The 24,049-nt window shown below is 42.9% G+C and carries 22 protein-coding genes and 1 riboswitch; of the genes, 9 read left to right on the forward strand and 13 right to left on the reverse strand.

Features of this window, described 5'->3' with window-relative positions; all coding sequences use genetic code 11:
* The first annotated feature begins 120 nt into the window (after positions 1-120).
* The 7 genes from rplU to folA all read left to right on the forward strand — a co-directional run bounded on the left by rplU (position 121) and on the right by folA (position 4,896).
* Entirely contained in the window at positions 121-432 is a 312-nt protein-coding gene (gene rplU, locus PMAL9190_RS15270; protein WP_036796189.1) for a 50S ribosomal protein L21, read from the forward strand.
* Positions 433-450: 18 nt separating this feature from the next.
* Complete coding sequence (rpmA, locus tag PMAL9190_RS15275; protein ID WP_036796188.1) at positions 451-708, forward strand: 50S ribosomal protein L27; 258 nt, start codon at positions 451-453, stop codon at positions 706-708.
* Positions 709-775: 67 nt separating this feature from the next.
* Positions 776-1,702, forward strand: coding sequence for a DMT family transporter (locus PMAL9190_RS15280; protein ID WP_087845937.1), 927 nt, complete (start codon positions 776-778; stop codon positions 1,700-1,702).
* 88 nt (positions 1,703-1,790) lie between these two features.
* Complete coding sequence (gene cgtA / locus PMAL9190_RS15285) at positions 1,791-2,966, forward strand: Obg family GTPase CgtA (RefSeq protein WP_087845938.1); 1,176 nt, start codon at positions 1,791-1,793, stop codon at positions 2,964-2,966.
* A gap of 128 nt (positions 2,967-3,094) precedes the next feature.
* Entirely contained in the window at positions 3,095-3,898 is an 804-nt protein-coding gene (locus PMAL9190_RS15290) for a threonine/serine exporter family protein (protein WP_235004372.1), read from the forward strand.
* Complete coding sequence (locus PMAL9190_RS15295; RefSeq protein WP_087845939.1) at positions 3,895-4,359, forward strand: threonine/serine exporter family protein; 465 nt, start codon at positions 3,895-3,897, stop codon at positions 4,357-4,359. The genes PMAL9190_RS15290 and PMAL9190_RS15295 overlap by 4 nt, the downstream gene beginning before the upstream one ends.
* Positions 4,360-4,410: 51 nt before the next feature.
* Positions 4,411-4,896, forward strand: a complete 486-nt coding sequence (gene folA / locus PMAL9190_RS15300) for a type 3 dihydrofolate reductase (protein WP_087845940.1) — start codon at positions 4,411-4,413, stop codon at positions 4,894-4,896.
* Between the two features lie 63 nt (positions 4,897-4,959).
* On the opposite strand, the gene PMAL9190_RS15305 is transcribed toward folA, so the two are convergent.
* The 6 genes from PMAL9190_RS15305 to lptD form a co-directional block, all read right to left on the reverse strand.
* Positions 4,960-5,778: a symmetrical bis(5'-nucleosyl)-tetraphosphatase gene (locus PMAL9190_RS15305; RefSeq protein WP_087845941.1), complete on the reverse strand. Its 819-nt coding sequence runs from the start codon at positions 5,776-5,778 to the stop codon at positions 4,960-4,962.
* Between the two features lie 48 nt (positions 5,779-5,826).
* Entirely contained in the window at positions 5,827-6,210 is a 384-nt protein-coding gene (gene apaG / locus PMAL9190_RS15310; RefSeq protein ID WP_087845942.1) for a Co2+/Mg2+ efflux facilitator ApaG/CorD, read from the reverse strand.
* Between the two features lie 134 nt (positions 6,211-6,344).
* Positions 6,345-7,166: a 16S rRNA (adenine(1518)-N(6)/adenine(1519)-N(6))-dimethyltransferase RsmA gene (rsmA, locus tag PMAL9190_RS15315; protein WP_087845943.1), complete on the reverse strand. Its 822-nt coding sequence runs from the start codon at positions 7,164-7,166 to the stop codon at positions 6,345-6,347.
* The gene (gene pdxA / locus PMAL9190_RS15320) at positions 7,163-8,155 is read right to left on the reverse strand and encodes a 4-hydroxythreonine-4-phosphate dehydrogenase PdxA (RefSeq protein ID WP_087846009.1); all 993 of its coding nucleotides are present in this window, start codon (positions 8,153-8,155) and stop codon (positions 7,163-7,165) included. Before pdxA ends, rsmA begins: the two co-directional genes overlap by 4 nt.
* A gap of 10 nt (positions 8,156-8,165) precedes the next feature.
* Positions 8,166-9,473, reverse strand: a complete 1,308-nt coding sequence (gene surA, locus PMAL9190_RS15325) for a peptidylprolyl isomerase SurA (protein ID WP_087845944.1) — start codon at positions 9,471-9,473, stop codon at positions 8,166-8,168.
* Between the two features lie 47 nt (positions 9,474-9,520).
* Positions 9,521-11,917, reverse strand: a complete 2,397-nt coding sequence (gene lptD, locus PMAL9190_RS15330) for an LPS assembly protein LptD (protein ID WP_087845945.1) — start codon at positions 11,915-11,917, stop codon at positions 9,521-9,523.
* Positions 11,918-12,087: 170 nt separating this feature from the next.
* Here lptD and djlA point away from each other — a divergent pair, with 170 nt between their 5' ends.
* On the forward strand, positions 12,088-12,939 hold the full coding sequence (gene djlA, locus PMAL9190_RS15335) for a co-chaperone DjlA (protein ID WP_087845946.1): 852 nt from the start codon (positions 12,088-12,090) through the stop codon (positions 12,937-12,939).
* 81 nt (positions 12,940-13,020) lie between these two features.
* Here the strand turns inward: djlA and PMAL9190_RS15340 are convergent, their stop codons facing one another.
* The 3 genes from PMAL9190_RS15340 to rapA form a co-directional block, all read right to left on the reverse strand.
* Complete coding sequence (locus tag PMAL9190_RS15340) at positions 13,021-13,974, reverse strand: D-2-hydroxyacid dehydrogenase (RefSeq protein WP_087845947.1); 954 nt, start codon at positions 13,972-13,974, stop codon at positions 13,021-13,023.
* Between the two features lie 66 nt (positions 13,975-14,040).
* A complete protein-coding gene (gene rluA, locus PMAL9190_RS15345; protein ID WP_087846010.1) occupies positions 14,041-14,739 on the reverse strand; it encodes a bifunctional tRNA pseudouridine(32) synthase/23S rRNA pseudouridine(746) synthase RluA in 699 nt (232 codons plus the stop codon).
* Positions 14,740-14,896: 157 nt separating this feature from the next.
* On the reverse strand, positions 14,897-17,818 hold the full coding sequence (gene rapA, locus PMAL9190_RS15350; RefSeq protein WP_087845948.1) for an RNA polymerase-associated protein RapA: 2,922 nt from the start codon (positions 17,816-17,818) through the stop codon (positions 14,897-14,899).
* A gap of 325 nt (positions 17,819-18,143) precedes the next feature.
* On the opposite strand from rapA, the gene PMAL9190_RS15355 reads away from it, so the two are divergent.
* Entirely contained in the window at positions 18,144-19,520 is a 1,377-nt protein-coding gene (locus PMAL9190_RS15355; RefSeq protein WP_087845949.1) for a PhoH family protein, read from the forward strand.
* Positions 19,521-19,612: 92 nt separating this feature from the next.
* On the opposite strand, the gene thiQ is transcribed toward PMAL9190_RS15355, so the two are convergent.
* The 4 genes from thiQ to PMAL9190_RS15375 all read right to left on the reverse strand — a co-directional run bounded on the left by thiQ (position 19,613) and on the right by PMAL9190_RS15375 (position 23,985).
* A complete protein-coding gene (gene thiQ, locus PMAL9190_RS15360) occupies positions 19,613-20,341 on the reverse strand; it encodes a thiamine ABC transporter ATP-binding protein (RefSeq protein ID WP_087845950.1) in 729 nt (242 codons plus the stop codon).
* Positions 20,334-21,941: a thiamine/thiamine pyrophosphate ABC transporter permease ThiP gene (gene thiP, locus PMAL9190_RS15365; protein ID WP_087845951.1), complete on the reverse strand. Its 1,608-nt coding sequence runs from the start codon at positions 21,939-21,941 to the stop codon at positions 20,334-20,336. The genes thiQ and thiP overlap by 8 nt, the downstream gene beginning before the upstream one ends.
* 12 nt (positions 21,942-21,953) lie before the next feature.
* Entirely contained in the window at positions 21,954-22,952 is a 999-nt protein-coding gene (gene thiB / locus PMAL9190_RS15370; RefSeq protein ID WP_087845952.1) for a thiamine ABC transporter substrate binding subunit, read from the reverse strand.
* Positions 22,953-23,057: 105 nt separating this feature from the next.
* Positions 23,058-23,174, reverse strand: a riboswitch (TPP riboswitch).
* A gap of 28 nt (positions 23,175-23,202) precedes the next feature.
* Positions 23,203-23,985: a DUF547 domain-containing protein gene (locus PMAL9190_RS15375; RefSeq protein ID WP_087845953.1), complete on the reverse strand. Its 783-nt coding sequence runs from the start codon at positions 23,983-23,985 to the stop codon at positions 23,203-23,205.
* Between the last annotated feature and the right edge of the window lie 64 nt (positions 23,986-24,049).

A 24,049-nucleotide genomic window follows, 5' to 3' on the forward strand; every position in this document is an offset into this window, starting at 1 on the left:
GGCTTGCCACAAAGTCTCTTTTCGCGTAACATTCGCGCCCTATTGATGACAAGATTAAGCGCATACCCATTGCCCATTTTAGACGTGGCAAATGGCCTATGCGGAGAAGCGGAGTAAGACATGTACGCTGTTTTCCAAAGTGGTGGTAAACAACACCGTGTAAGCGAAGGCCAAACCTTACGCTTAGAAAAATTAGACGCTGAAACTGGCGCTAACGTTGAATTTGATTCAGTTCTTTTAGTAGCTAATGGCGAAGAAGTAACTGTAGGTGCACCGTTTGTAGCTGGCGGTAAAGTAACTGCTGAAGTTGTTACTCACGGTCGTGGCGATAAAATTAAAATCGTTAAGTTCCGTCGTCGTAAGCACTCTCGTAAGCAAATGGGCCACCGTCAGTGGTTCACTGAAGTCAAAATTACTGGCATCAGCGCTTAATAACAGGAGAATTTAAAGATGGCACATAAAAAAGCTGGCGGTTCTACTAATAACGGCCGTGATTCAGAAAGCAAACGCCTAGGTGTTAAGCGTTTTGGTGGCGAGTCTGTATTAGCAGGCAACATCATCGTTCGTCAACGTGGTACTAAGTTCCACGCTGGCACAAACGTTGGCCTAGGTAAAGACCACACTCTATTCGCTCTATCTGACGGTAAAGTGAAGTTTGAAGTTAAAGGTCCTAAAAACCGTAAATTCGTATCTATCGACGCTGAATAATTTTCAGGATCGACACGAATATTAAAGCCCTGCCTTTTTGGCGGGGCTTTTTATATCTGGAGGGTTTATGATTAACCGCGGCCCGATAATTGGTTTTTTTCTTGCAATGACAACCGCCATTTTTTGGGGGGCATTGCCAATTGCAATGAAACAAGCTGTAGAGGTGATGGATCCTTTTACGATTGTTTGGTATCGCTTTATCACTGCAGCGTTGGGTTTAGGCCTATTTTTAGCGTGGCGAAAGCAATTACCAACAATATCAAATCTTGGCCGAATGAGTTGGGTGGTGCTAGTCATCGCCAGCGTTGGCCTTGCGGGTAACTTTGTGCTGTATAACAGTTCATTGAAATACCTGAACCCTCCTGTTGTACAAGTTATTATCCAATTAGCGCCAGTGATGCTGTTAGTATCAAGTGCATGGATATTTAAAGAAAAATTAGGTCGCCATCAAATTATTGGTGTAATCGCTTTAATTAGTGGTTTGATCTTATTCTTTAATGAACGGCTGATTGAGTTGTTTACCAGTTTTTCTGGCTATACTCTTGGTGTTAGTCTTGCTGTTGCCGCTGCGTTAGTGTGGGTCGTTTATGGCTTAGCGCAGAAATGGTTATTAAGACAGTTTTCATCAGCACAAATATTACTGATGATTTATATCATCTGTGCTGTAATACTGACGCCAATGGCACAACCACAACAAATTTTAACAATGGATAACCGCCAATTAGGGATGCTGTTATTCTGTTGTGTTAATACGCTTGTTGGCTATGGTGCATTTGCAGAAGCAATGGCCCGTTGGCAAGCATCACAAGTGAGCGCGGTGATCACACTGACTCCCTTGTTTACGATATTATTTGTCGATCTTGCGAGTTTGGCTTGGCCACAATATGTTGCGACAGTCTCTTTGAATATATGGGGCTATCTCGGTGCTATGGTTGTGGTAAGTGGCGCTGTTTGCTGTGCAATAGGCCATAAGTTTATTCGCCAAAGCAAATAGTCAAGGTCCATAACAATAATTACTACGCGATGATCTGTGCTAAATGCCGTTATCGCTGTACGTTAAACGCCACAGTGCGGAGAAAAAAATGAAGTTTATAGATGAAGCGGTTATTCGCGCCGATGCCGGTGATGGCGGTAACGGTGTAGTAAGTTTTCGTACTGAAAAGTACATTCCTCGTGGCGGCCCTGATGGCGGTGACGGTGGTGACGGCGGTGATGTTTACCTGTTCGCTGATGAAAACTTTAATACGCTAATTGATTACCGTTTTGAGCGTTTCCATGCCGCTGAGCGTGGTGAAAATGGTCGCGGCGGTAACTGTACGGGTAAACGCGGTGCGGATAAAGTATTAACCGTGCCAGTTGGTACACGTGCCATTGATGAAGATACGGGCGAAGTGATCGCCGATCTTACTGAACATGGTATGAAAGTGATGGTTGCTAAAGGTGGTTTCCACGGCTTAGGTAACACCCGTTTCAAATCATCTGTAAACCGTGCTCCTCGTCAAAAGAGTATGGGTAGTAAAGGTGAAATTCGTCATTTACGTCTTGAGTTGCTACTTCTTGCTGATGTGGGCATGCTTGGTTTACCTAATGCGGGTAAATCTACCTTCATTCGCGCTGTATCGTCTGCTAAGCCGAAAGTAGCTGATTACCCGTTCACAACCCTAGTGCCAAGCTTGGGCGTGGTACGTGTCGATGCAGAGCGTAGTTTTGTGGTTGCTGATATTCCAGGTCTTATTGAAGGTGCCGCTGACGGTGCAGGTTTGGGTATTCGCTTCTTGAAGCACCTTGAGCGTTGTCGTGTGTTATTACACATGGTTGATTTACTACCAGCTGATGGTTCTGATCCAGTAGAGAATGCCTTTACTATTATCAATGAACTTGAGCAATACAGCGATAAGCTAGGCAATAAGCCACGCTGGATCGTATTTAACAAAGCGGATCTTCTTGACGAAGAGCAAGCACAAGAAAAGATCACCGAAGTGCTTGAAGCATTAGCATGGGAAGGTAAGCATTACAGTATTTCAGCGTTAAATCGCATTGGTACTAAAGAGCTGACTTATGATCTGATGGCTGCTATTGATGCCTTGCCACGCGTTAAGTACGAAGCGGAAGAGCAAAAAGAAGATAAAGTCGACTTTAAGTGGGATGATTACCACGCTGAACAAATTAAGAAAGTTCAGGATGAAGACGGCGATGATGATGATTGGGATGATTGGAATGAAGATGATTACGATGTCGAGATCATCTATAAGCCATAAGTTCTGATCGTGCTTTATGCGAATAAGCCATACCGTTAAGGTGTGGCTTTTTTTGTGCTTAATCAACGAATACGGTTGTAGGTTAGGTATGCTAGTTGTTACAAAATGGGTTTTATAATGGATTATAAATGGATATCGACATGGAGAGAGTGCTGCAGCCATTAACCGAATCTCAACAACGGCAATTGACTCGATTGGCCATTGAAGCCGGTCAACGGTTATTACAACACGGTGCCGAAAGCTCGGTAATTATGGATGTGACGCGTCGATTGGGATTAGCATTGGGGGTTGAGCATGTTGAAGTATCATTATCAGCCAGTTCAATGGTGATCAGTACTCGTCATTTAGGCACCTGTATTACTACCACTCGCCGCTGCCAAGATAGCGGTATTAATATGCAAATAGTGACTGATATTCAACGTATTTGTATTCTTGTTGAGCGCGGATTATTGGACTGCCATGATGTTCAAGCACGGTTACAAAACCTCAAAACAGCGCGTTATAATCGTTGGTTAGTGGTGGTGATGATTGGCTTATCATGTGCGGCATTTAGTCGTTTAGCTGGCGGTGATTGGCCAGTATTTATGCTGACGTTTTGTGCATCATCAGTAGGGATGATTGTGCGCCAACAAATTGCCAGTTATCACTTTAATCCGCTGTTAAATTTCGCTGTAACCGCCTTTGTAACCACCTTAATATCAGGTCTAGGTGAAGTGTATAATATTGGCGAACAACCTTTTTTAGCCATGGCCTCATCGGTGTTGATGTTAGTCCCTGGCTTTCCATTAATTAACGCCGTCGCAGACATGGTAAAAGGTTTCCCTAGTATGGGGCTAGCGCGCTGGACCATGGCGAGTTTACTCACGTTATCAACCTGTATGGGAATTGTGGCTGCGATGAATGTGCTTGATGTGTGGGGGTGGTTACTATGACGTTAATAATGGCATTACTGAATGATATGCTTTTAGCAATGATCCCCGCATTAGGATTTGCATTGGTATTTAATGTGCCTCAAAAAGCATTAAAATATTGTGCTATTGGTGGCGCAATTGGCCATGGAACACGATTTTTATTAATGCATTGGGGACTGTCAATTGAGTGGTCAACCTTTGTGGCTGCAACCTTGGTCGGTATGATCGGTGTCCATTGGTCGCACCGTTTTTTAGCCCATCCTAAAGTGTTTACTGTTGCAGCATTGATTCCAATGGTACCGGGAGTATTTGCCTTTAAAGCCATGATTGCTATCGTTGAAATTAATCACCGTGGTTTTTCATTGGCTTTATGGGGATTGATGATTGATAACGTGCTAAAAGCGATGTTTATCGTAGCTGCATTAGCGATTGGATTAGCTATGCCAGGGTTACTATTTTATCGTCGTCGGCCTGTGGTATAACTACAGCAGAATTATAATGCGCACACGCATAGTGTGAATGGAGATGCAATAATGAAGATCAGTATGATCGCAGCAATGGCTCATGATCGGATCATTGGTAAAGATAATAGTATGCCGTGGCATTTACCTGCAGATTTTGCATGGTTTAAACGCTGTACTATGGGGAAACCAATTGTGATGGGACGTAAAACTTTTGAATCAATTGGACGTCCATTGCCGGGTCGATTAAACATAGTTATTAGCCGCAATCCTGACTTTGTAGCCCAAGGGATCACTGTTGTTAACGATATTGCTGCGGCTAAATTAGCCGCTGGTGATGTGCCTGAACTAATGATCATTGGTGGCGGTAGTATTTATCAAGCTTGTTTGCCGATGGCTGATAGTTTGTATTTAACCTTCATTGATGCGGATCTTGACGGCGATACTCAGTTTCCTAATTGGGGCAATAATTGGCAAGTGGTGGCTAAAGAGCACCATGATAGTGATGCTAATAATGCCTATGCAATGGAGTTTGTGATCTTAGCGCGATCGCAGTAAATAACCACAATATCGATGATCAATAATGCCGACAACCACTGTCGGCATTGTTATATGCCATGATCAGGCGTAGAGCGGGCATTCAGTGACAAATCGTTGCCCATCTTCCCAGCGCAGCATGGTTAAGCTATTACCCCAGACACAACCAGTATCTAAGCCAATACAATGCTGATCTTGGTGACCCATTAGTGCAGCCCAATGACCAAAGATAATAGTCTTTTCTATCGGTTGAGCACGCTGAACATCAAACCATGGGATCAGATCACCAACAGCAGGATCATTCGGCTGTACCTTACAATGCATATCCAGCCGCCCTTGAGGATCGCAAAAGCGCATTCGTGTAAAACTGTTGATCGTAAATCGTAGTCGCTCTAATCGTGACAGATCCTGTTGCCACCAATCGGGGCCGTCACCATACATATTTTTCAATAACCATAAATAGTCATCAGACTGCAGCAGTTGTTCGACTTCACGCGCATGCTGACGGGCTTGTTCAAGTGACCATTGCGGCGTAATGCCAGCGTGGACCATAACCAATGGATAGTGAGGGTGTTCTGCTAATAGAGGCTGGTGGCGCAACCAATCAAGTAATTCTTTGCCATCTTCTGCGGTGAAAATTTGATGGATATTATCGCTTTTTTTCGCGCGTGCTAGTTGGTGAGATACTGCTAATAAATGCAGATCATGATTGCCTAAAATGACCGTCGCATGATCGCCTAATGCTTTGACAAAGCGTAATGTTTCTAAAGATTCAGGTCCTCGTGCAACCAGATCGCCCGCCAGCCATAAATGATCATGATGGGGATCAAAATTCGCTTGGGCTAATAGTTTTTTTAAGTCGGGTAAACAGCCTTGAATATCACCGACAAGATAAGTCGCCATGGTGCTCCCATTAACAATGCGTTTATTAACATGAAATTAATCGCTAGGTTAATGAAGAATGTTCGGCATTGCTAGTCGAAATGGGGCAACTTCAACTTTAAATTTATTACCAGCTTGATCTTCCATGGTGTATTGACCTTGCATTACACCAACAGGGGTTTCGATGATAGTACCACTGGTATAAGTGAATTCATCAGCAGCGTTAATATGCGGTTGTTTTCCGACGACACCTTCACCTTCAATAACCAATTTTTTACCATTGGCATCGGTAATTAGCCAATAACGTGTCAGTAAATGCGCGTTGCCACGGCCTAAATTTTTAATAGTGATAGTATAAGAAAATACGTAACGTTGCTGATCGGGTTGTGACTGTTCGGCAAGGTAATGACTGACAACATGGCATTTGATGGTTGGAGGAGATGAGATACTCATAGGCAATATCCTTTGCTGATGATTTACTCTCATTTTAGTATTGTTGGCTAATAAATAAAGAAAACCCTGTATAACACGTGAGATGTTACACAGGGTTATTGCGTTATGAGCGCAGTTGTTAAGGCGCGCTAACGTTATTGCTCTTCTTTTTGGAAATTAGCATCAAGCCAATTAGCCATAGCAACAAATTGTTCTACCGTAATGTTTTCTGGACGGTGGCTAGGGTTAATACCAAGCGCTTCAAGTTGCTCTGGTGTCAACAAAGCTTTGTAACAGTTACGGATCGTTTTACGACGCTGGTTGAAGCCTTCACGACACACACGATCTAACCATTTTAGGTTAGTACATGGGAATGGTAATACTTCATATGGCGTTAAACGCACCACTGCTGAATCTACTTTTGGTGCAGGTACGAAAGACTCTGGCGGCACTTCCAATACAGGCATTACTTTACAGTAGTATTGCGCCATAACCGTTAAACGGCCATAAGCTTTACTACCAGGGCCCGCAGCAAGACGATTAACCACTTCTTTTTGAAGCATAAAGTGCATATCTAGTACGTCTTTATGGAACTCAAAAATGTGGAACATTAACGGGGTTGAGATGTTGTAAGGCAAGTTACCGAAAATACGTAGCTTATTATTTTCTTTAATAAGTTGCGTAAAATCGAAGCGCATTGCATCGCCTTCATGGATGGTTAGTTTTGATGCTAGATCGGGGTGGTTACGTAAACGCTCCGCCAAATCTCGGTCAAGTTCGATAACAGTAAATTTATCGACTAACTTGCCAACATATTCTGTGATTGCACCAAGGCCAGGGCCAATTTCTACCAAGTTTTGGCCGGGTAGAGGGTTAATCGCTGATACGATACCATCAATAATATATGGGTCTTTTAAAAAGTTTTGGCCAAAGCGCTTACGCGCACGGTGACCTAAATGGACTTGATCGCTGCTCATGCTTGTTTTTCTACCAATTCGAGGGCGTGGGATAGCGCTGTCCGAAGGCTACCTATATCTGCTTGCCCAGTACCTGCGAGTTCCAGTGCGGTACCATGATCTACTGAAGTTCTGATAAAGGGCAGTCCCAACGTAATGTTGACTGATTTACCGAAGCCTTTATATTTCAGCACCGGTAACCCTTGATCGTGATACATGGCTAATACCGTATCGGCATCAGCTAAATATTTTTCTTGAAAGATAGTATCTGCTGGAAATGGTCCAAGCAAATTTATGCCTTCTTGCTGACGCAGTTGTTCTAATGTTGGAATGATAGTATCAATTTCTTCCATTCCCATACAGCCGTCTTCTCCGGCATGAGGATTGAGCCCGCAAACATAAATTTTCGGCGACGCAATACCAAATTTAGTCACTAAGTCAGCATGCAAGATACGAATAACTTGCTTAAGTCGTTGTTCAGTAATAGCTTTAGAAACACTGCTTACCGGAATATGGGTTGTTACTAATGCAACCCGTAACCCTGTTGTTGCCAGCATCATCACAACTTGTGCTGTCTCTGATTGCTGGGCAAAAAACTCAGTGTGACCACTAAAAGAAACACCTGCGCGGTTAATGACCCCTTTGTGGACGGGGCCAGTAACAACCGCGGCGAACTCACCGCTCATACAACCAGAAGCGGCACGTTCTAATGTTGCTAATACATAGAGCCCATTTTGTTCGTCAAGTTGGCCGCTGATAACCTCGGCGGCACTGTCTATTTGAGCTACAGTCATTGTTCCCGCTTGATGTGGTATCGCGGGTAACTCAGATTGATAGGGCAAAATAGTAAGCGCTAAACCTAATTGAGCCGCACGTTCTACCATAACCTGCGCATCAGCACAAATTACAAGTTGGTGCGGCCAATGTTGCTGACACAAGGCAATGACTAAATCTGGGCCAATTCCTGCCGGTTCACCTGGGGTGATCGCAATCCGTTGTGGGTTAGTCATTTGCTTGTTATTAGCCATTATTTACCTTATTCATTTGTTCGATGTAGGCACCTGCACGCAGTTCTTGTAACCAAGTTTGTGCTTCTTCATTGAACTTACGATTAAACAAAATTTGTGCCGCACGATTCTTTAAGGCAGCTTCAGTACGATCGACATTACGACGACCTTCTACTTCTACAATATGCCAGCCAAACTGAGATTTAAACGGTTGGCTAATTTGATCGACTGGTAATGTTTCTACTTCTTTTGCAAAAGCAGGGGCATACATTGAAGGAAGTTGCCAACCTAGTTGACCGCCATTGCTAGCAGAGCCTGGATCTTCACTGTACTGTTTTGCAGCTGCAGCAAAACTTTCTTTACCACTAATGATTTTCTGGCGAATTTGTTGTAATTCTTTTTTCGCTGCGGCGTCACTTAAAATAATGGAGGTTTTAATTAAAATATGACGAGCTTTTACTTCAACCGCAGATACTGTTGGCATGCCTTTAACGTCATTGATTTTTAAAATATGGTAACCAACGCCGCTACGGAAAGGACCAATGATACTGTCTTTGCTGCTGGTTTTAATTTGGTCAGCAAAAATTGTTGGCATTTCATCTTTACTCATCCAGCCCCACTCACCACCTTTAAGGGCTTTAGGACCTTTGGAGTAGCGGTAAGCCAATTCAGCGAAATTAGCGCCTTGTTTTAGCTCGCCATAAATCTTGTTAGCTTCTTGCTTCGCTTTTTCGCGGGTGGCTTTATCGGCATCATCATCAACAGCGATCTGAATTTGGCTGATGTTGTATTGCACGTTTTGCTGAGTTTGCTTTGCAAGCTGTGCTGCTAAACTATCGACTTCTTGTGGCAAAATGTTGACTCGTTTACGCACAATAATAGTACGTGCTTCAGAGGCTAACATGTCGTTACGTAATTGCTCACGGAACATCGAGAAGCTAATTCCAGCATTGGCTAACTGTTGGCGTAACTGGGCAACAGTGACATTACGTTGTTTAGCAACATCAGCAATAGCTTGATCAAGTTGGCTGTCATCAATACGCAACCCCAGCTGTTTTGCTTGCTGGATTTGTAGCGTTTCCATGATCAATTTATCCATTACTTGCTGGCGTAGGATATTGTTTGAAGGCAATGCCTGCCCTGCCGCTGCAGCATTAAGATGGACGGTTTTTAGCATCGCATTAACGTCACTTTGCAAAATGACACCATCGTTAACTGTGGTAACAATTTGATTTAATTCTTGCGGTTGAGGAGCTGCCATAGCCGTTGCTGTCATCCCCATGAGCATTACGCTTATCGCCGAATACTTCCACTTTTTCATTTATAGTCCGTCATGTTGAGTGGCGATATGTATTATCGCCACGATCATTAATTTTTAAGTGTAAATGGGTCAGCATAACCTAAGATATTGCCGCCATCATCTGAAGCTTGACCTAATGGTCGTGCACCTTGCAGTCCTAGCAGACTAAACGAGAAGCTGACATTGCTGTCGTACTTAGTAAAGTCTTGGTTTAATGGATCTTTCGCATAGCGATTATAGCTTAGACCAATCATCCAACATGCCGAGCGGTAAACTAAGCCTACGCGGCTCTCAAGCATTTTATTAACATTCATGTCTTGGAAATAATCCGCGGTAATATCAATATTATCGTTAATTGGGAATCCTGCTGATAAACCTAATTGTGATATGCCATCATTACCGTTATCTTTTAATGTGTTTTCATCGACATAATTACCAAGATAAGTACGAGAAACATAACGATAACTTGGTTGAATGAATACACGTCCATTACGGTATTCAACCGCGGTACTGCCTTGCTGGATCTCATTTTCACTTGAGTCATATTGCATTGAGCTCTTGAAGAATAAATTATCATCAAGGTTAAATTCGGTTTCTAATGCGGTTGCAGAGTAGCTTTTTGCTTCACTGCCATCAGCGACCGGTTTATCAATATAGAATATTTGACCCAGTGAAAGGGTAAAACGTTCCTTAAAGTTAGCATCATAATAACGTGTTGTGGCGCCGACCGTAAATTGGTTGGCTGGTGCAATGTAATCTTGACCACTGTAGGTACGATCACTAAACAAGCCATAATAGTCTTGTTGTAAACGGGTTGAATCGTAACCGCCACCGTTATAATTAACTGGGTTGTAAATGCCTGATTGATCGACATTTTTAACGTATAAATATTGCAGTTGTGGCTCTAAACTTTGAGTGTAGTGTTCACCCATAATGGAGGTGTCACGCTCAAAATATAAGCTACTATTAACTCTAAATTCAGGAACAGTACGATCAACCGTTTTATCAAGGGTGCTTAAATTAGGGTTTTGCTTAACATCAAATTGTTGATTGTAATGAGCATAATTTAACTTAGCTTGAGTTGTAACTGACCACCATGGTGTCGCATAAGGTAAGGTTAATGTTGGATCAAAAGTAACCCGATCTGCAGTTGGCTTGGTACGATCATCGGTATCAAATTTACTGATACTCATCGGCAGCGTAAAATCCAAACCGTATGGTAGATCAGATTTGTAGTATGTGCTCGATAGTTGAGGCATTAATCGGTATTGAGTGCCTTCGCCACTTTCTGTCAGTGGTTGAAAGTCACGTACCATTAAACTGGTGTCCCAGTTAGCATTACGGTATGCCAATGATGCCGTTTGCAGGAGGTTATTATCTTCACGTTGACCAATAATTGAGTCGACGTCATCAAAATATTTAGGATCACTGACTTTGCTGTAATCAATATTCAGCAACCAGTTTTTATTAATAATTCCGCTGTGTGTCCACTGAATACCCCAACGTTTATCATAATCTTGATGCTTTTTATCGTGACCTAAATATTCACCGATCATTTTGCCTTGACCAAAATCGGTTAAATAACGGAACTCAGAGGTTAATTGCAACCCACGGTGGTTCATGTATTTAGGCGTAAAAGTTAGATCGTAATTAGGGGCGATATTCCAATAAAATGGGGTCTCAAGCTCCATGCCGTTCTTGGAGCCGTAAGATATCGATGGGTAAAGGAAACCGGTCAGACGTTGATCTGTTACTGGTACACGCAACCACGGTAGATAAAAAACTGGAAAATCGAGGACTTCAAAACGGGCGTTATATAAATCTGCAAATGGCGATTGACCTTCGCGCTCTAGGCTACCAGCAGCAAAACGCCAGCTCTTATCGCGACTAGGACAGGTGGTGTAAGTACCATCCTTCATCTCGTAAAATTGAGTACCATCAACATTGCGACGTTCAATTAATTTGGCATCGCCACGACCAGCCTGACAGGTCATCTGGTAGACGGCGTCATTCATTTGAGCATCTTTAGTATCAAGATCGCTAGTTAGGCGCTTGGCATCGATATCCATGCTACCATCTTGATAGAAAACATTACCGTTAGCGGTCACAATATTGTCTGGTTGTTGTAAGGTTGCTTTATCGGCAACAATCGTACGAGTCCCTTGCTTGACGATCACGTCACCAGAATAAACGGCGGTTTTATTCTGCTGTGCTTCTACTCGGTTAGCACTGATATGGATCGGTTCGTTGTTGGTATCTTGTTGGCGATCTTTTTCTGGAATACAGACGCCACGTACCATCGCAAGAGGATCTTTGCTACCATGAGCCGCATCATTAGCGGGATCTGCAATGGTAGGTAGGTTGTGACTATCACCACTTGTAGGAGTGATGTCGGCAGCCATTGCTGGGCCATAAAGGGCCAAGCTAATCATTGTGGCTAGTAAACTGTGAGAGGTAAGTGACATCTAATTCAACATTCCTGTATCAATTTGGTGCAAGGCGAATTGTTGCGCTTTTTACAAGCATTCCCGACAAATGACAGCTATCATAATGCAAATTTAACGCGACGGCATCTTTTCAGCGCATGCTGTTGGGTAAACAGTGAAAAAATTAACAAATTACCAGAGAGTATAGAATGCAAAGAACAGGTATATGGGGAAAAATTATTGGTGCGTTGCTAGGACTCTCTATTGGTAAGCTACCTGGATTGTTGATCGGGCTATTTATTGGTCATCAATTTGATAAAGCTTATGCGCGCCAAATGAATGGCGGCTTTGGTGGATTTGGTGGTAAAAATGCCACTAATGCTGAGCGCCAAGCAGAGTTTTTTAATGCCTGTTTTGCCACCATGGGCCATATGGCAAAAGCCAAAGGTCGTGTGACTGAAAATGAAATTCGAGTGGCGAGTACGATCATGGATCGTATGGGGTTGCAAGGTGAGTCTCGTCGCCAAGCGCAAAATGCGTTTCGTGAGGGTAAAGAAGATACCTTTCCATTAGAAGCAACCCTTAATCGTGTTCGTAGCCGTGCTGGACGGGCAGATTTGTTACAGTTTTTCTTAGAGCTGCAAATCCAAGCGGCATTTGCTGACGGCCAATTACATCCGAAAGAGCGTGAGTTATTGCACGTGATTGCGCGTTATCTTGGTTTCTCAGAAGCACAACTTGAGCAACGTTTACAAATGCAAGAAGCCGCATTCCGTTTTCAACAGGGTGGCTTTCATCAGCAGTATCATCAGCAAGGTGGTGGTTTTCAAGCGCCGCCTACACGCGATCAGTTAGCGGATGCATTTAAAGTATTAGGTGTAAATGATGACGCTTCTGCGCAAGAAGTTAAACGCGCCTACCGTAAACAAATGAATGAACACCATCCTGATAAGTTGGCCGCTAAAGGTTTACCACCAGAAATGATGGAAATCGCTAAGCAAAAAACCCAAGAGTTACAGGCTGCTTATGATTTGATCCGTAAAGAAAAGGGCTTTAAATAGCCTATTAATCGCCACGATGGTTGAATCGTTATATAAAAAAGCGAGCGTAAATGCTCGCTTTTTTGTGGCTAAAAATCGAGGTTAAAGCTGATTTTTATCGGTGCCTAAATGGAAGCTATTAATATTATCAATTAACTGATTGACTAATGTTTGAATGGCAGAGTCGGAACCCCATGCCACATGTGGGGTTAAAATTAAATTGGGTAAATGGCTATGAGCAATTAAAGGATTCGATATTGGAGCTGGTTCTTGAGTAAAGACATCAATTCCCGCACCTGCAATTTGGTTTGTTAGTAATGCGTTAATTAACTCGACTTCATTGATTAAGCCCCCACGGCCGGTATTGATAATAATCGCGCTTGATTTCATTAAAGCAAACTGTGGTTCGGCAATCATATTGGTGGTTGCTGGAGTGAGTGGGCAATGAAGGCTAATGATGTCGGCTTCACGCAACACTTGCTCAAAAGGGTGGTAACCATCTCGGCACTGACTTGCTCCTGCATGCTCGGCAAATAACACCTCCATGCCAATGGCGCGTGCCAGTGTCGCAACAGCCTGACCTAAACTGCCGTTACCAAAAATACCTAGGGTTGAGCCTGCAACATCAGTAATGGAATGAGTGAAAAAACAAAATTGTTGCTGGCGCTGCCATTCCCCGTTAGCGATATCTTGTTGATAACCTGCCAAGTTGCGTTTGAGGGCAAAAATCATCGCAATGACGTGCTCTGGTACTGAGCGGGTAGCATAACCTTGAATATTAGCTACTTTAATATTGTGGCTACGACAGTAATCGAGATCAACATTATTGGTGCCCGTCGCGGCAATGGCGATAAATTTAAGCTGGGGTAATTGTGCCAGTACTTGACTATCAAGGATGACTTTATTGGTGATCGCGATTGTCGCATCTTGAAGTCGTTCAATGACTTGTGCAGGCGTTGTGGTTTCGTATTGCTGCCATTGATGACAAAAATTAGGCCGAGGAAGGCTGATATGCGCCGGAATGGTTCCATGATCAAGAAAAACGATAGTATCCATGGGTAACCTCAATAAACAATGAATGCAGGCTTTACGCTAGCATTCATTATTCAAGATGCCTACCGCTTATGGGTAAATTGTTTGAGTTGGTGCTTGTGGGTAAAACTCACATGGTGCAAAAAGGTGCATCGGCTCATTGCTACCAGGATGGGTAAATGTTAGCTCTGCTGCGTGTAATAATAATCGTGGTGACGCTGCAACGGCTTCATCATTGGCATAGAACTTATCACCTAAAATAGGGTGTCCTAGTGCTTGCATATGTACTCGTAGTTGGTGTGAGCGGCCTGTGATTGGTAACAATCGAACTAAGGTGCTATTTTCGTCGCGACTTAATACCTCATAATGTGTCACTGACGGTTTACCATCATCAAAACACACTTTTTGACGCGGACGGTTAGGCCAATCACAAATCAGAGGTAAATCGACCGTGCCACTATCATGCTCAAGATGTCCCCATACACGGGCGTAATAGACTTTTTTGGTTTCACGTTCACGAAATTGCGCTTTGAAATGACATTCAGCAGCTTTATTGAGTGCTAATACAATTAAACCAGATGTCCCCATGTCTAACCGATGTACGATTTGTGATTGTGGATATTGTTCTAATACACGCGCAAATACACTGTCATGATGCTCAGGTTGACGCCCTGGATTTGATAACAGACCTGCAGGTTTGTTGACGGCAATAATATCGTTATCAACAAAAAGGGTATCTAGCCAAGGATCGGTTGGTGGGTTGTAGTTCAACACAGGCAATGGTTTCATGGTGCGCTCGTTGGTATGAGTAAAAAAATTGGTCAGCATACTAATATGAATGCCTTACAATTGGTATGTATATAGTACTACAGCGGTAAAAAAACCGCCGATGGCATGCTGTAAACACATCATCGGCGGCTAAATTTTAGAGCGGTAACATCAATAATTAGTTGTGACTTACAACAATCAGACGTAATGAATCGAGCTGAATCTGAGCGTTAGCAATGTAGTCTGTTAAATCTAAAATCTGAGATTCAATTAACTCTAACTCGTCATCACGAATATTAGGGTTAACCGCTTTTAGTGCCAGTAAACGTTGATGTTCAGCACGTAATGTTGCTTCCATCTCAGCTTGGGCTTGGCTACGTACAGAGACTAACTCTTTGTCGATTTCACGTTCAGCATGAGCAATAAGAGTATGGATATCTTTTTGTACTGAGTTAACCAACTTACTGCCTAAATGGCGGTTAATTGGGCTTAACTGGCGGTTAAAGCTTTCAAACTCAACATTCGCTGATAGGTTGTTACCTTTACCATCAAGCAGAATACGAATCGGTGTTTTCGGTAAGAAACGACCAATGCCTGATTGTTTTGGCGCTTGGGCATCAACCACATAAATCAGCTCTAATAACAATGTGCCGACTGGCAGTGCTTTATTTTTTAGCAATGAAACAGCCGTTGTACCCACGCCTTCGCTTAATAGTAATTCGATACCACCTTGAATCATTGGGTGTTCCCAACTAATAAAGTGCAGATCTTCGCGTGATAAGGCAGTGTTACGATCAAAGGTGATCGTGCAGCCGTCATACGGTAAACCTGGGTAGCTCGCGACCATCATGTGCTCTGAAGGTGTGACAACAATGGCGTTCTCACCTTTATCGTCTTGGTTAAGACCGATAGTATCAAATAAGCCCAGCGCGAAAGAAACTAAGTTAGTATCGCCGTCTTTACTACTGATTTGCTCAACTAATTGTTGCGCTGCTTCACCACCATTAGAGTGAATTTCAAGAAGGCGATCGCGACCTTGCTCTAATTTTGCTTTAAGTTGGTTATGTAGTGCTGCACTTTGAGTGATCACCGCTTCCAATGCATCATTGTCTTGCTTATCGCTGGCAAGTAGCGTGATTAAGTCCTCACATACCGCCTCATAAACCGGACGGCCTGTTGGACAGGTTTCTTCAAAGGCGTTTAAACCTTCATTAAACCAGCGAGCCAGTAATGCTTGTGAAGTACCTTCAAGGTGCGGCACATGAATTTCAATATCACGTTGCTGACCAATACGATCCAAACGACCAATACGTTGTTCTAGTAAGTCTGGGTTACTTGGTAAATCAAACATTACCAGTTGATTTGCAAATTGGAAGTTACGTCCTTCAGAGCCAATTTCTGAACAGATTAATACCTGAGCGCCACTTTCTTCTTGCGCAAAATATGCCGCTGCTTTGTCGCGCTCAATGATTGACATTCCTTCATGGAACACCGTTGCACGAATACCTTCACGTTCACGTAATGCTTGCTCTAACGTTAATGCTGTTTGCGCACGAGAACATATCACCAACACTTTTTCATTACGATTGGCTTTTAGCATATCTAACAGCCAGTTAATTCGAGGATCAAAGTTCCACCATGTGGCAGATTCCCCTTCAAATTCTTGATAGATATCTTCAGGGTAAAGCAGTTTAATCGCTTTTTCGTTAATGCTTAATTTACCCGACATCATGGCAGCAACACGCATCGCGGTGCTGTACTGATTTGGCATTGGCAATGGGTACATATTAAGGTGACGCTTAGGGAATCCTTTGATAGCAGAGCGAGTATTACGGAACAATACGCGACCGGTGCCGTGGCGATCCATTAGATTACGGATCAACTCATGGCGTGCTTCAAGTGCCTCAGCGTCATCTGCTGTGGTAGCATTTTCAATTGCAGTGATCATCGGCTCAACATCTTGACCTGTCAGTAAGTCGATGAGTGTTTGCTTGGCGTTGCTATCAAGTGCTTCACCTGCCAGTAATTTCGATACAGCATCGGCAACAGGTTCGTATTGACGTTCTTCTTCAACAAACGCTTCATAATCGTAAAAACGATCAGGATCTAATAAACGTAGGCGAGCAAAGTGGCTTTCACGGCCTAATTGTTCCGGCGTCGCTGTTAGTAATAATACCCCTGGAGTTTTTTCTGCAATAGCTTCAACTACTTGATATTGACGACTCGGACGCTCTTCGCTCCATTCTAGGTGATGAGCTTCATCGACAATTAATAAATCCCAATCAGCATCAAGGGCTTGCTCAAAGCGACGGCGACTTTTACGCAGAAAATCCAATGAACATAATACAAACTGTGCGGTATCAAAAGGGTTGGCAGCATCGGCTAACGATTCAACACAACGCTCTTCATCAAAAATAGAAAAATGCAGATTAAAGCGGCGCATCATTTCTACTAGCCATTGGTGCTGCAGAGTTTCTGGTACCAAAATTAGAATACGTTCAGCACGACCAGACAGCACTTGCTGGTGGATAATCATGCCTGCTTCAATGGTTTTACCTAAACCTACTTCATCAGCCAGTAATACACGTGGTGCGTAACGACGACCGACTTCATGAGCGATATAAAGCTGGTGTGGAATTAAACCTGCACGCATGCCACACAGGCCACGTAATGGGCTTTTTAATTGCTCATATTGATTTTTTAGGGCACGGTAACGTAGTGCAAAACGATCCATGCGATCGATTTGACCTGCAAAAAGCTTATCTTGTGGTTTATTGAATCGAATTTGATGGCTTAAAAAGATCTCTCGTAACGCAACATCACTTTCTTGGGTATCGGTACGGGTACCGATATAAGTAATAATTCCTTTATCTTCTTCGATCGCTGTTACTTTTAACGACCAGCCTTCATGGCTTTCAATCACATCGCCAACATTAAACATTACACGGGTAACGGGTGCATCATGGCGAGCGTATAAACGGTTTTCATCTGATGCTGGAAACATCAAGCTAACAGTGCGTGGCTCAATAGCAACGACTGTGCCCAAACCTAAATCACTTTCTGTATCACTGATCCAACGTTGACCCAAAGCAAATGGCATAGTGCTAAAAACCTTCTAATTATTTGATATAAAGGAAAATGTTATAATTCGCGTTGTCTGTTTATCGTCTATAATAAAACTAAAGGCATAGATGGATAATACGCCAACCGCATAACTCAAAAATGGGGGGAGTTATGTTACTGCATGATGTGATTAAGGTCACGGTGAAAGTGTCTAAAAGAGGCGTGAGTCTCATTGTCATTTTAGTTTCATTTATCTTGGCCTTAATAGTTATAGCGTTACTATTTAACTCAATCACTGATTTTGAAGTAAGCTAAAAGAGGGTAGTAAGTTGCTTGCTATCCACCCTACCAAGGAGGTGCTTATGGACAACGCCGAACGGAAACTATTTGTATTAGATACAAATATTCTGCTTCATGAACCTCTCGCTATCTTCTCTTTCCAAGAGCACGACGTGGTGATCCCCATGACGGTTTTGGAAGAGCTAGATCGTATCAAAGACAGTAAACGTGATGTTTCTCGTGATGCTAGGGTCGCTATTCGTGCCCTTGAAAATATTTTTCACGATGCCACCCCTGAGCAAATCTCAGCGGGTATTACCTTTAACGATAAAATTGCTCACAATGGTACTATTGCTATTTTTGCTGACTATGAAGTTAAGCAAACAGTACATGCGTTTAGTGATAAAGCTGGCGATAATCGAATTCTTAATAGCGTGCTTTTTTTACAACAAAAACATGCTCCAAGAAGCGTAGTCTTAGTCACTAAAGATATCAATATGCGCCTACGAGCAAAAGGCGCTGGAGTATTGAATGTCGATGACTATCGCTCAGATCAATTAATTGATGATGTCGCTTTACTCAGTAAGGGATTTCATCGTTATAGTGGTGATTTTTGGAGTAATGTTGCGGAGTGTCATTCTGAAAATCGAGGTAGTTCAACCTTACATACTCTGCCTAAAGCGTTATTTGAAAGTCCTTATGTGAATCAATATTTACTGGATGATAGTCAAGAGTTTGCCGCGCGCATAAAAAATATTGAGGGTGAAGAGGTCACCATTAAAGATATTAGTTATGAGCGCTTAATGCACCGTCAGGCGTGGGGAGTGCATCCTAAAAATATTTACCAGGGTATGGCATTGGATGCGATGCTGGATCCTAACATTGATTTGGTGATCTTAACGGGGCCAGCAGGTTGTGGTAAAACCATTTTAGCCATGGCAGCAGCACTAGAACAAGTGATAGAAAAAGGCATGTATGACAAGATAATTGTCACTCGAAATACGCCTGAAATTGCTGAATCTATCGGTTTTTTACCGGGGACCGAAGAAGAGAAAATGCTGCCGTGGTTAGCTGCCGTTACTGATACCATGGAAGCGTTACATAAACATGATGTCTGTACTGATGGCTCAATGAAATACATTTTTGATAAAGCCAATATTCAATTTAAATCGATAAACTTTATGCGTGGGCGTTCCATTCAAAATGCGTTTGTATTACTGGATGAGTGCCAGAATTTAACCGCTTCTCAAATTAAAACCATTATTACCCGTTGTGGTGAAGGCACTAAGTTGGTGTGCTCGGGTAATTTGGCGCAAATTGATTCTAATTATTTATCTCCTGTGACATCAGGCTTAACCTATATTGTTGAACGGTTTAAACATTTTGATGGTAGTGCCAATATTTATCTTAATGGTGTGGTACGAAGCCGTTTAGCCGAGTTTGCAGAAGAAAACCTTTAAGCTAATCATTGTGTTATTGATTAGCAGCTTGAAAAAATAAAGCGGGCTCAACGCATTGATGTGTTGAGCCCGCAGTCATTTATCTGGTTTCTTTAATCCGTCGTTAATCCAAGATAGCGGCGTAACTCTGGGTGTTGTGGATGATTGAGAAGGGCGTTGGTGTTCCCCTGAGCTTTAATTTCACCGTCATCAACAAAGATACACTTATTGGCTATTTTGTTAGCATCAGCAGGACTATGAGTGATCATTAATACGGTAATTGCTTGCTGTTGCGCTAATTGTTGTACCAATTTGAGCATGTCGTTACGCAGGGCAGGATCAAGTGCCGAGAAGGGCTCATCAAGCAGTAATAGTGGTCGTTGACGAATAAGACAACGCGCAAGGGCGACCCGTTGTCGCTGACCTCCGGATAGGTTTTCGGGTAAGCGGGTTAAATAGGATTCTAGCCCGACTTTGGCTGCGGCGTCGTGTACTTGCTGTTGCTGCTGAGGGGTAAGTTTCAGACGCGGATCAACCCCGAGGGCAATATTTTCATAGACGCTAAGGTGAGGAAATAAATTGTGCTCTTGAAACAACATCGATAATGGTCGCTGAGCAGGATCCAATCCAATAATTGACTGCTGGTGGATACGAATATCACCACTATTGGGTTGTAGAAAACCAGCTATAAGTGCTAATAGCGTACTTTTCCCTGCGCCACTTGGCCCAATAAGTGCGGCAATATCTCCTTGCTGAAGGCTAAAGTTAAAGCTTAACGTCATTGGCTGTTCATGTTGGCGTTGCGGCTGATAGGTGTAACTGAGTTGGTTGACATTAAGCATGGTGTTTACCTTTAGTGCGTCGAGGTTGAACGCAGTATTCAATCGCGCTAAATAAGCCCAAACTGAGCAACAATAGTAATAATGCTGCCACCGCAGCACCATCCATTCGGTAACTGCCCATTAATTGAAATAAATACAGTGGTAGGGTTTGAAAATCTTGACTGCCAAATAAAGCGATCGCGCCGAGATCGCCTAATGACAGCACTAAACTTATAGCCAGTGATTGTGCGATTGGTTTACGCAAGGCTCGCCATTCGACTAACCGTAACCGCGACCAGCCGCTCATGTTTAAACTTCGGCATAACGTGTTGTATTGCTGAGCAATGTGTAGCATCGGTTGGCTCAGCGTTTTGATCACATAAGGCAGCGCCATTAACGCATTAACCCCCACTACGACCCAAAAAGCAGCGCCATAGGCATCGGTATATTGGCGTAATAGTAAGAAGATACCAGTGCTTAACACTAACCCTGGAGTGACTAATATAATGGTACCGATCATCTCGATACTATCGGCACCCATTGTTTGTTTATTCAAACGTAACTGACGGCTAGCCAATAGGATCATCACGCCAAATATAAACGCTAACCCAGATGCTACTACAGCTATTTGCAGTGAATTAGCCACTGCATGCCATAATGCTGGCTGTTGTAATAACTGCGGTAACTGGCGATTAAGTCCTGCTACAAATACCGCAATAATCGGTGGGATCACCAGTAATATCGCAGCGGTGATCCAACTCCAATCCCAACATTTTGCACGCCAGTTATCTTGATAGTTGACCACATTGTTACCGACAGAAGCGCTAAAAGTCGCTAGTGGTTTTGCAAAGCGGTGACTAAGTAGTACTAATCCACCACAAAGTAGCATTTGCCACAGTGCTAAAATAGCCCCTGTTGCAAGATCAAAGTCGTAGCGAATAGCTTGATAAATCGCCAGTTCAATAGTGGTTGATTTCGGGCCACCACCGAGCGACATGATCACTGCAAAACTGGTAAAACACAGCATAAAAATCAGCCCAGCAACATGAGGTAATTGTTGGCGTAACCGCGGCCAAGCAACTAACTTAAATTTATGCCAGCCGCGAATGCCTAAATGGGCCGCCAACTGATGTTGTTCATGGGGGATTGATTCTAGACTTTGAAGTAAAAACCGTACTGCTAACGGCAAATTAAGGAATACATGCGCCAGTAAAATGCCGCTTAAACCATAAATGTTTAGTCGTGGTAATCCCAGCAGACTTAACCCATGGCTAATAATGCCACTTTTACCGTAGATAGCTAATAGACCAAACACCGCCACTAATACTGGCATCACGAGCGTCATTGCAAACAAACGTAATAGCAGTTGTTTACCAATAAAATGGCGTCGTGATAGCGCGTAAGCTATCGCAATTGCAGGTACGATACTGAGTAGCGTCGACAGCAAGGCTTGATAAAAACTAAATCGAGTCACATGACGTAGATAAGGATCGTGCCACAAGCTACTTAGTTGCCATTGTCCGGCATGGAGTATTAGGCTGGTGATCGCAGCGATCACCAATAATAGAATAAGCCCAGCACTGAATAGTCCGGGCAATAGTTGAGTTACAGGTTTATTCACAGCGGTATGCCATTATTGGGTCAGCGCTTGCTGCCACTCTCGAATCCATGCTTTACGATTTTGAGCCACTTCATCGGCACTAAATTCTAAGGCTTTATCAGGCGTGGTTAATTGTTTAAAAGCGGCAGGTAGTGGCTGTTTAGTAACAGGATACATCCAGTTGTGAGTCGCGATTTGAGATTGAAAAGCGTCACTAACAATAAACTGCATAAATTGATCGGCAAGTTTAGGGTGGGGACTATTTTTCATTTTAGCGGCCACTTCCACTTGCATGTAATGGCCTTCTTTGAAATTAGCCGCTTTATACTGGGTTTTGTGCTCTTCGATGATGTGATAGGCCGGTGACGTGGTGTATGACAATACCATATCAGCTTCACCATCAAGGAACATGCTGTAAGCTTCTGACCAGCCTTTAGTGACCGTTACCGTATGTTTGGCGAGTTGTTGCCATGCGGCAGCGGCTTTATCACCATATACCGATTTCATCCATAGCATCAGCCCTTGCCCTGGGGTAGAAGTGCGAGGATCTTGGTAGATAACACTGATATTTTGATCGTTAACCAGCGCTTTTAAACTGGTGGGTGGGTGGGGTAATTTGGTGCTGTTATAAACAAATGCAAAATAGCCGTAATCATAGGGAATAAAGGTATCATCATGCCAGCCTTTAGGTAGGGTTAATTTACTTAGATCAACATGTTGTTTTGCCAGTAGTCCCGTTTGTTTGGCTTCAGTCATCAGGTTGTTATCAAGCCCCAATAGAATATCTGCTTGGCTACGGCTACCTTCTAAACGGACTCGATTAAGAATCGAGACGCCATCTTCTAAAGAGACAAAATTTACTTTGCAACCATTGCATTGGGCTTCAAAGGCTTTTTTGATAATAGGCCCTGGACCCCACTCAGATGAAAATGAGCTGTAGGTATAAACATTAAGGGTGTTATCAGCCGCCAAGACATTATTTGATAATAACGCTATCGATATTAACGGTAAAAGTGTGTAACTGATTTTCACTATGCGCTCCTGATGTCAGCATCCTGCGAACAAAATAAAAAGAGAGAGCGGCACAGGGTTGAGAGGATAAATATCAGCTGTAATAGCAGATGGGCAGTGGTAGATACCAGTGCGTTTCTCAATTCCTACGCCAGCATTACCTGGTTCAGGTTCAATGGGTTCTGCTATATCAATCAAGATAATAACAACAATCTCAGCCTAGCGGCTCCCCAATGAGAACGCGAGTATTGTACCTGTAATGGCAATTAAGTTATAGCTTCCTATTTAACAACCAGTTGTAATCATATTTAAGGTTATTGGCATTGATTTTATTATGGATGCGGTAATGATTTATATGCTGTAATAATGCTTGTTGGTTACCAAAATCGCTACTATACCAGTCATAAATAGACGATAGAGTTGTTTGTTTTGAATTGATTTTTACTCCTTTATCACTATTGATAAAGCGGCTGGCCGCAGCATCAAGTTGGCTATTTAAGTGCTGGCTGTCAAACACGTGTGGCAGTAAATCCGGGCAGCCTAAACTGGCACAATTAACCGCATAATGGATACGAGGATCACGCCAAATAGGGCGCAATATTCGATGTTCAATATCGTTAAGGCTAAGAGTTTTATTATTGATAGTTACAATGGCTTGATCCCACGGCCCAAAACTGAAAAAGCCCCCCAGTTTAGTGATTGAAGTTAGAGGGTAATTATCAATAATCAATTGTACAGTTAGGGCATTATACAGATTAACCCAGTAAGCAAATTGCACGTTGCGATTATATTGGCGCGGATCAAGTTTTGCTAAGTGATTAATATAATTCTGTAATAGTTGTTTATCAGCAGGAGTAACCGCATCATAACGAAACAGTGTTTGTTGAGGTTGTACGACTAAATATTTATCCAATAATTGTTGCCATTGGTGGTGATCAATCTGACGTTGATCTGTGGCGAGTTGATCTTGCCAGTAAGGTAATAGATCGGCCTTTGGTGCTGCGAAAAGATTCGCTGACCATAATATCAATAACAAACTTAAGAGTACGCGCATAAATATTCCACTGATAAAAGAAGATGACCATTAAGACCGCCATAAAATGGTATTTATTACACTG

The sequence above is a fragment of the Photobacterium malacitanum genome (genome assembly GCF_900185615.1).
Taxonomy (GTDB): Bacteria; Pseudomonadota; Gammaproteobacteria; order Enterobacterales; family Vibrionaceae; genus Photobacterium; species Photobacterium malacitanum.

What these genes read in the sequence shown, in the direction of transcription:
- rplU (WP_036796189.1), top strand. Translation starts at nt 121, where the DNA reads ATGTACGCTGTTTTCCAAAGTGGTGGTAAACAACACCGTGTAAGCGAA.
- rpmA (WP_036796188.1), top strand. Translation starts at nt 451, where the DNA reads ATGGCACATAAAAAAGCTGGCGGTTCTACTAATAACGGCCGTGATTCA.
- PMAL9190_RS15280 (WP_087845937.1), top strand. Translation starts at nt 776, where the DNA reads ATGATTAACCGCGGCCCGATAATTGGTTTTTTTCTTGCAATGACAACC.
- cgtA (WP_087845938.1), top strand. Translation starts at nt 1,791, where the DNA reads ATGAAGTTTATAGATGAAGCGGTTATTCGCGCCGATGCCGGTGATGGC.
- PMAL9190_RS15290 (WP_235004372.1), top strand. Translation starts at nt 3,095, where the DNA reads ATGGATATCGACATGGAGAGAGTGCTGCAGCCATTAACCGAATCTCAA.
- PMAL9190_RS15295 (WP_087845939.1), top strand. Translation starts at nt 3,895, where the DNA reads ATGACGTTAATAATGGCATTACTGAATGATATGCTTTTAGCAATGATC.
- folA (WP_087845940.1), top strand. Translation starts at nt 4,411, where the DNA reads ATGAAGATCAGTATGATCGCAGCAATGGCTCATGATCGGATCATTGGT.
- PMAL9190_RS15305 (WP_087845941.1), bottom strand. Translation starts at nt 5,778, where the DNA reads ATGGCGACTTATCTTGTCGGTGATATTCAAGGCTGTTTACCCGACTTA.
- apaG (WP_087845942.1), bottom strand. Translation starts at nt 6,210, where the DNA reads ATGAGTATCTCATCTCCTCCAACCATCAAATGCCATGTTGTCAGTCAT.
- rsmA (WP_087845943.1), bottom strand. Translation starts at nt 7,166, where the DNA reads ATGAGCAGCGATCAAGTCCATTTAGGTCACCGTGCGCGTAAGCGCTTT.
- pdxA (WP_087846009.1), bottom strand. Translation starts at nt 8,155, where the DNA reads ATGACTAACCCACAACGGATTGCGATCACCCCAGGTGAACCGGCAGGA.
- surA (WP_087845944.1), bottom strand. Translation starts at nt 9,473, where the DNA reads ATGAAAAAGTGGAAGTATTCGGCGATAAGCGTAATGCTCATGGGGATG.
- lptD (WP_087845945.1), bottom strand. Translation starts at nt 11,917, where the DNA reads ATGTCACTTACCTCTCACAGTTTACTAGCCACAATGATTAGCTTGGCC.
- djlA (WP_087845946.1), top strand. Translation starts at nt 12,088, where the DNA reads ATGCAAAGAACAGGTATATGGGGAAAAATTATTGGTGCGTTGCTAGGA.
- PMAL9190_RS15340 (WP_087845947.1), bottom strand. Translation starts at nt 13,974, where the DNA reads ATGGATACTATCGTTTTTCTTGATCATGGAACCATTCCGGCGCATATC.
- rluA (WP_087846010.1), bottom strand. Translation starts at nt 14,739, where the DNA reads ATGAAACCATTGCCTGTGTTGAACTACAACCCACCAACCGATCCTTGG.
- rapA (WP_087845948.1), bottom strand. Translation starts at nt 17,818, where the DNA reads ATGCCATTTGCTTTGGGTCAACGTTGGATCAGTGATACAGAAAGTGAT.
- PMAL9190_RS15355 (WP_087845949.1), top strand. Translation starts at nt 18,144, where the DNA reads ATGGACAACGCCGAACGGAAACTATTTGTATTAGATACAAATATTCTG.
- thiQ (WP_087845950.1), bottom strand. Translation starts at nt 20,341, where the DNA reads ATGCTTAATGTCAACCAACTCAGTTACACCTATCAGCCGCAACGCCAA.
- PMAL9190_RS15375 (WP_087845953.1), bottom strand. Translation starts at nt 23,985, where the DNA reads ATGCGCGTACTCTTAAGTTTGTTATTGATATTATGGTCAGCGAATCTT.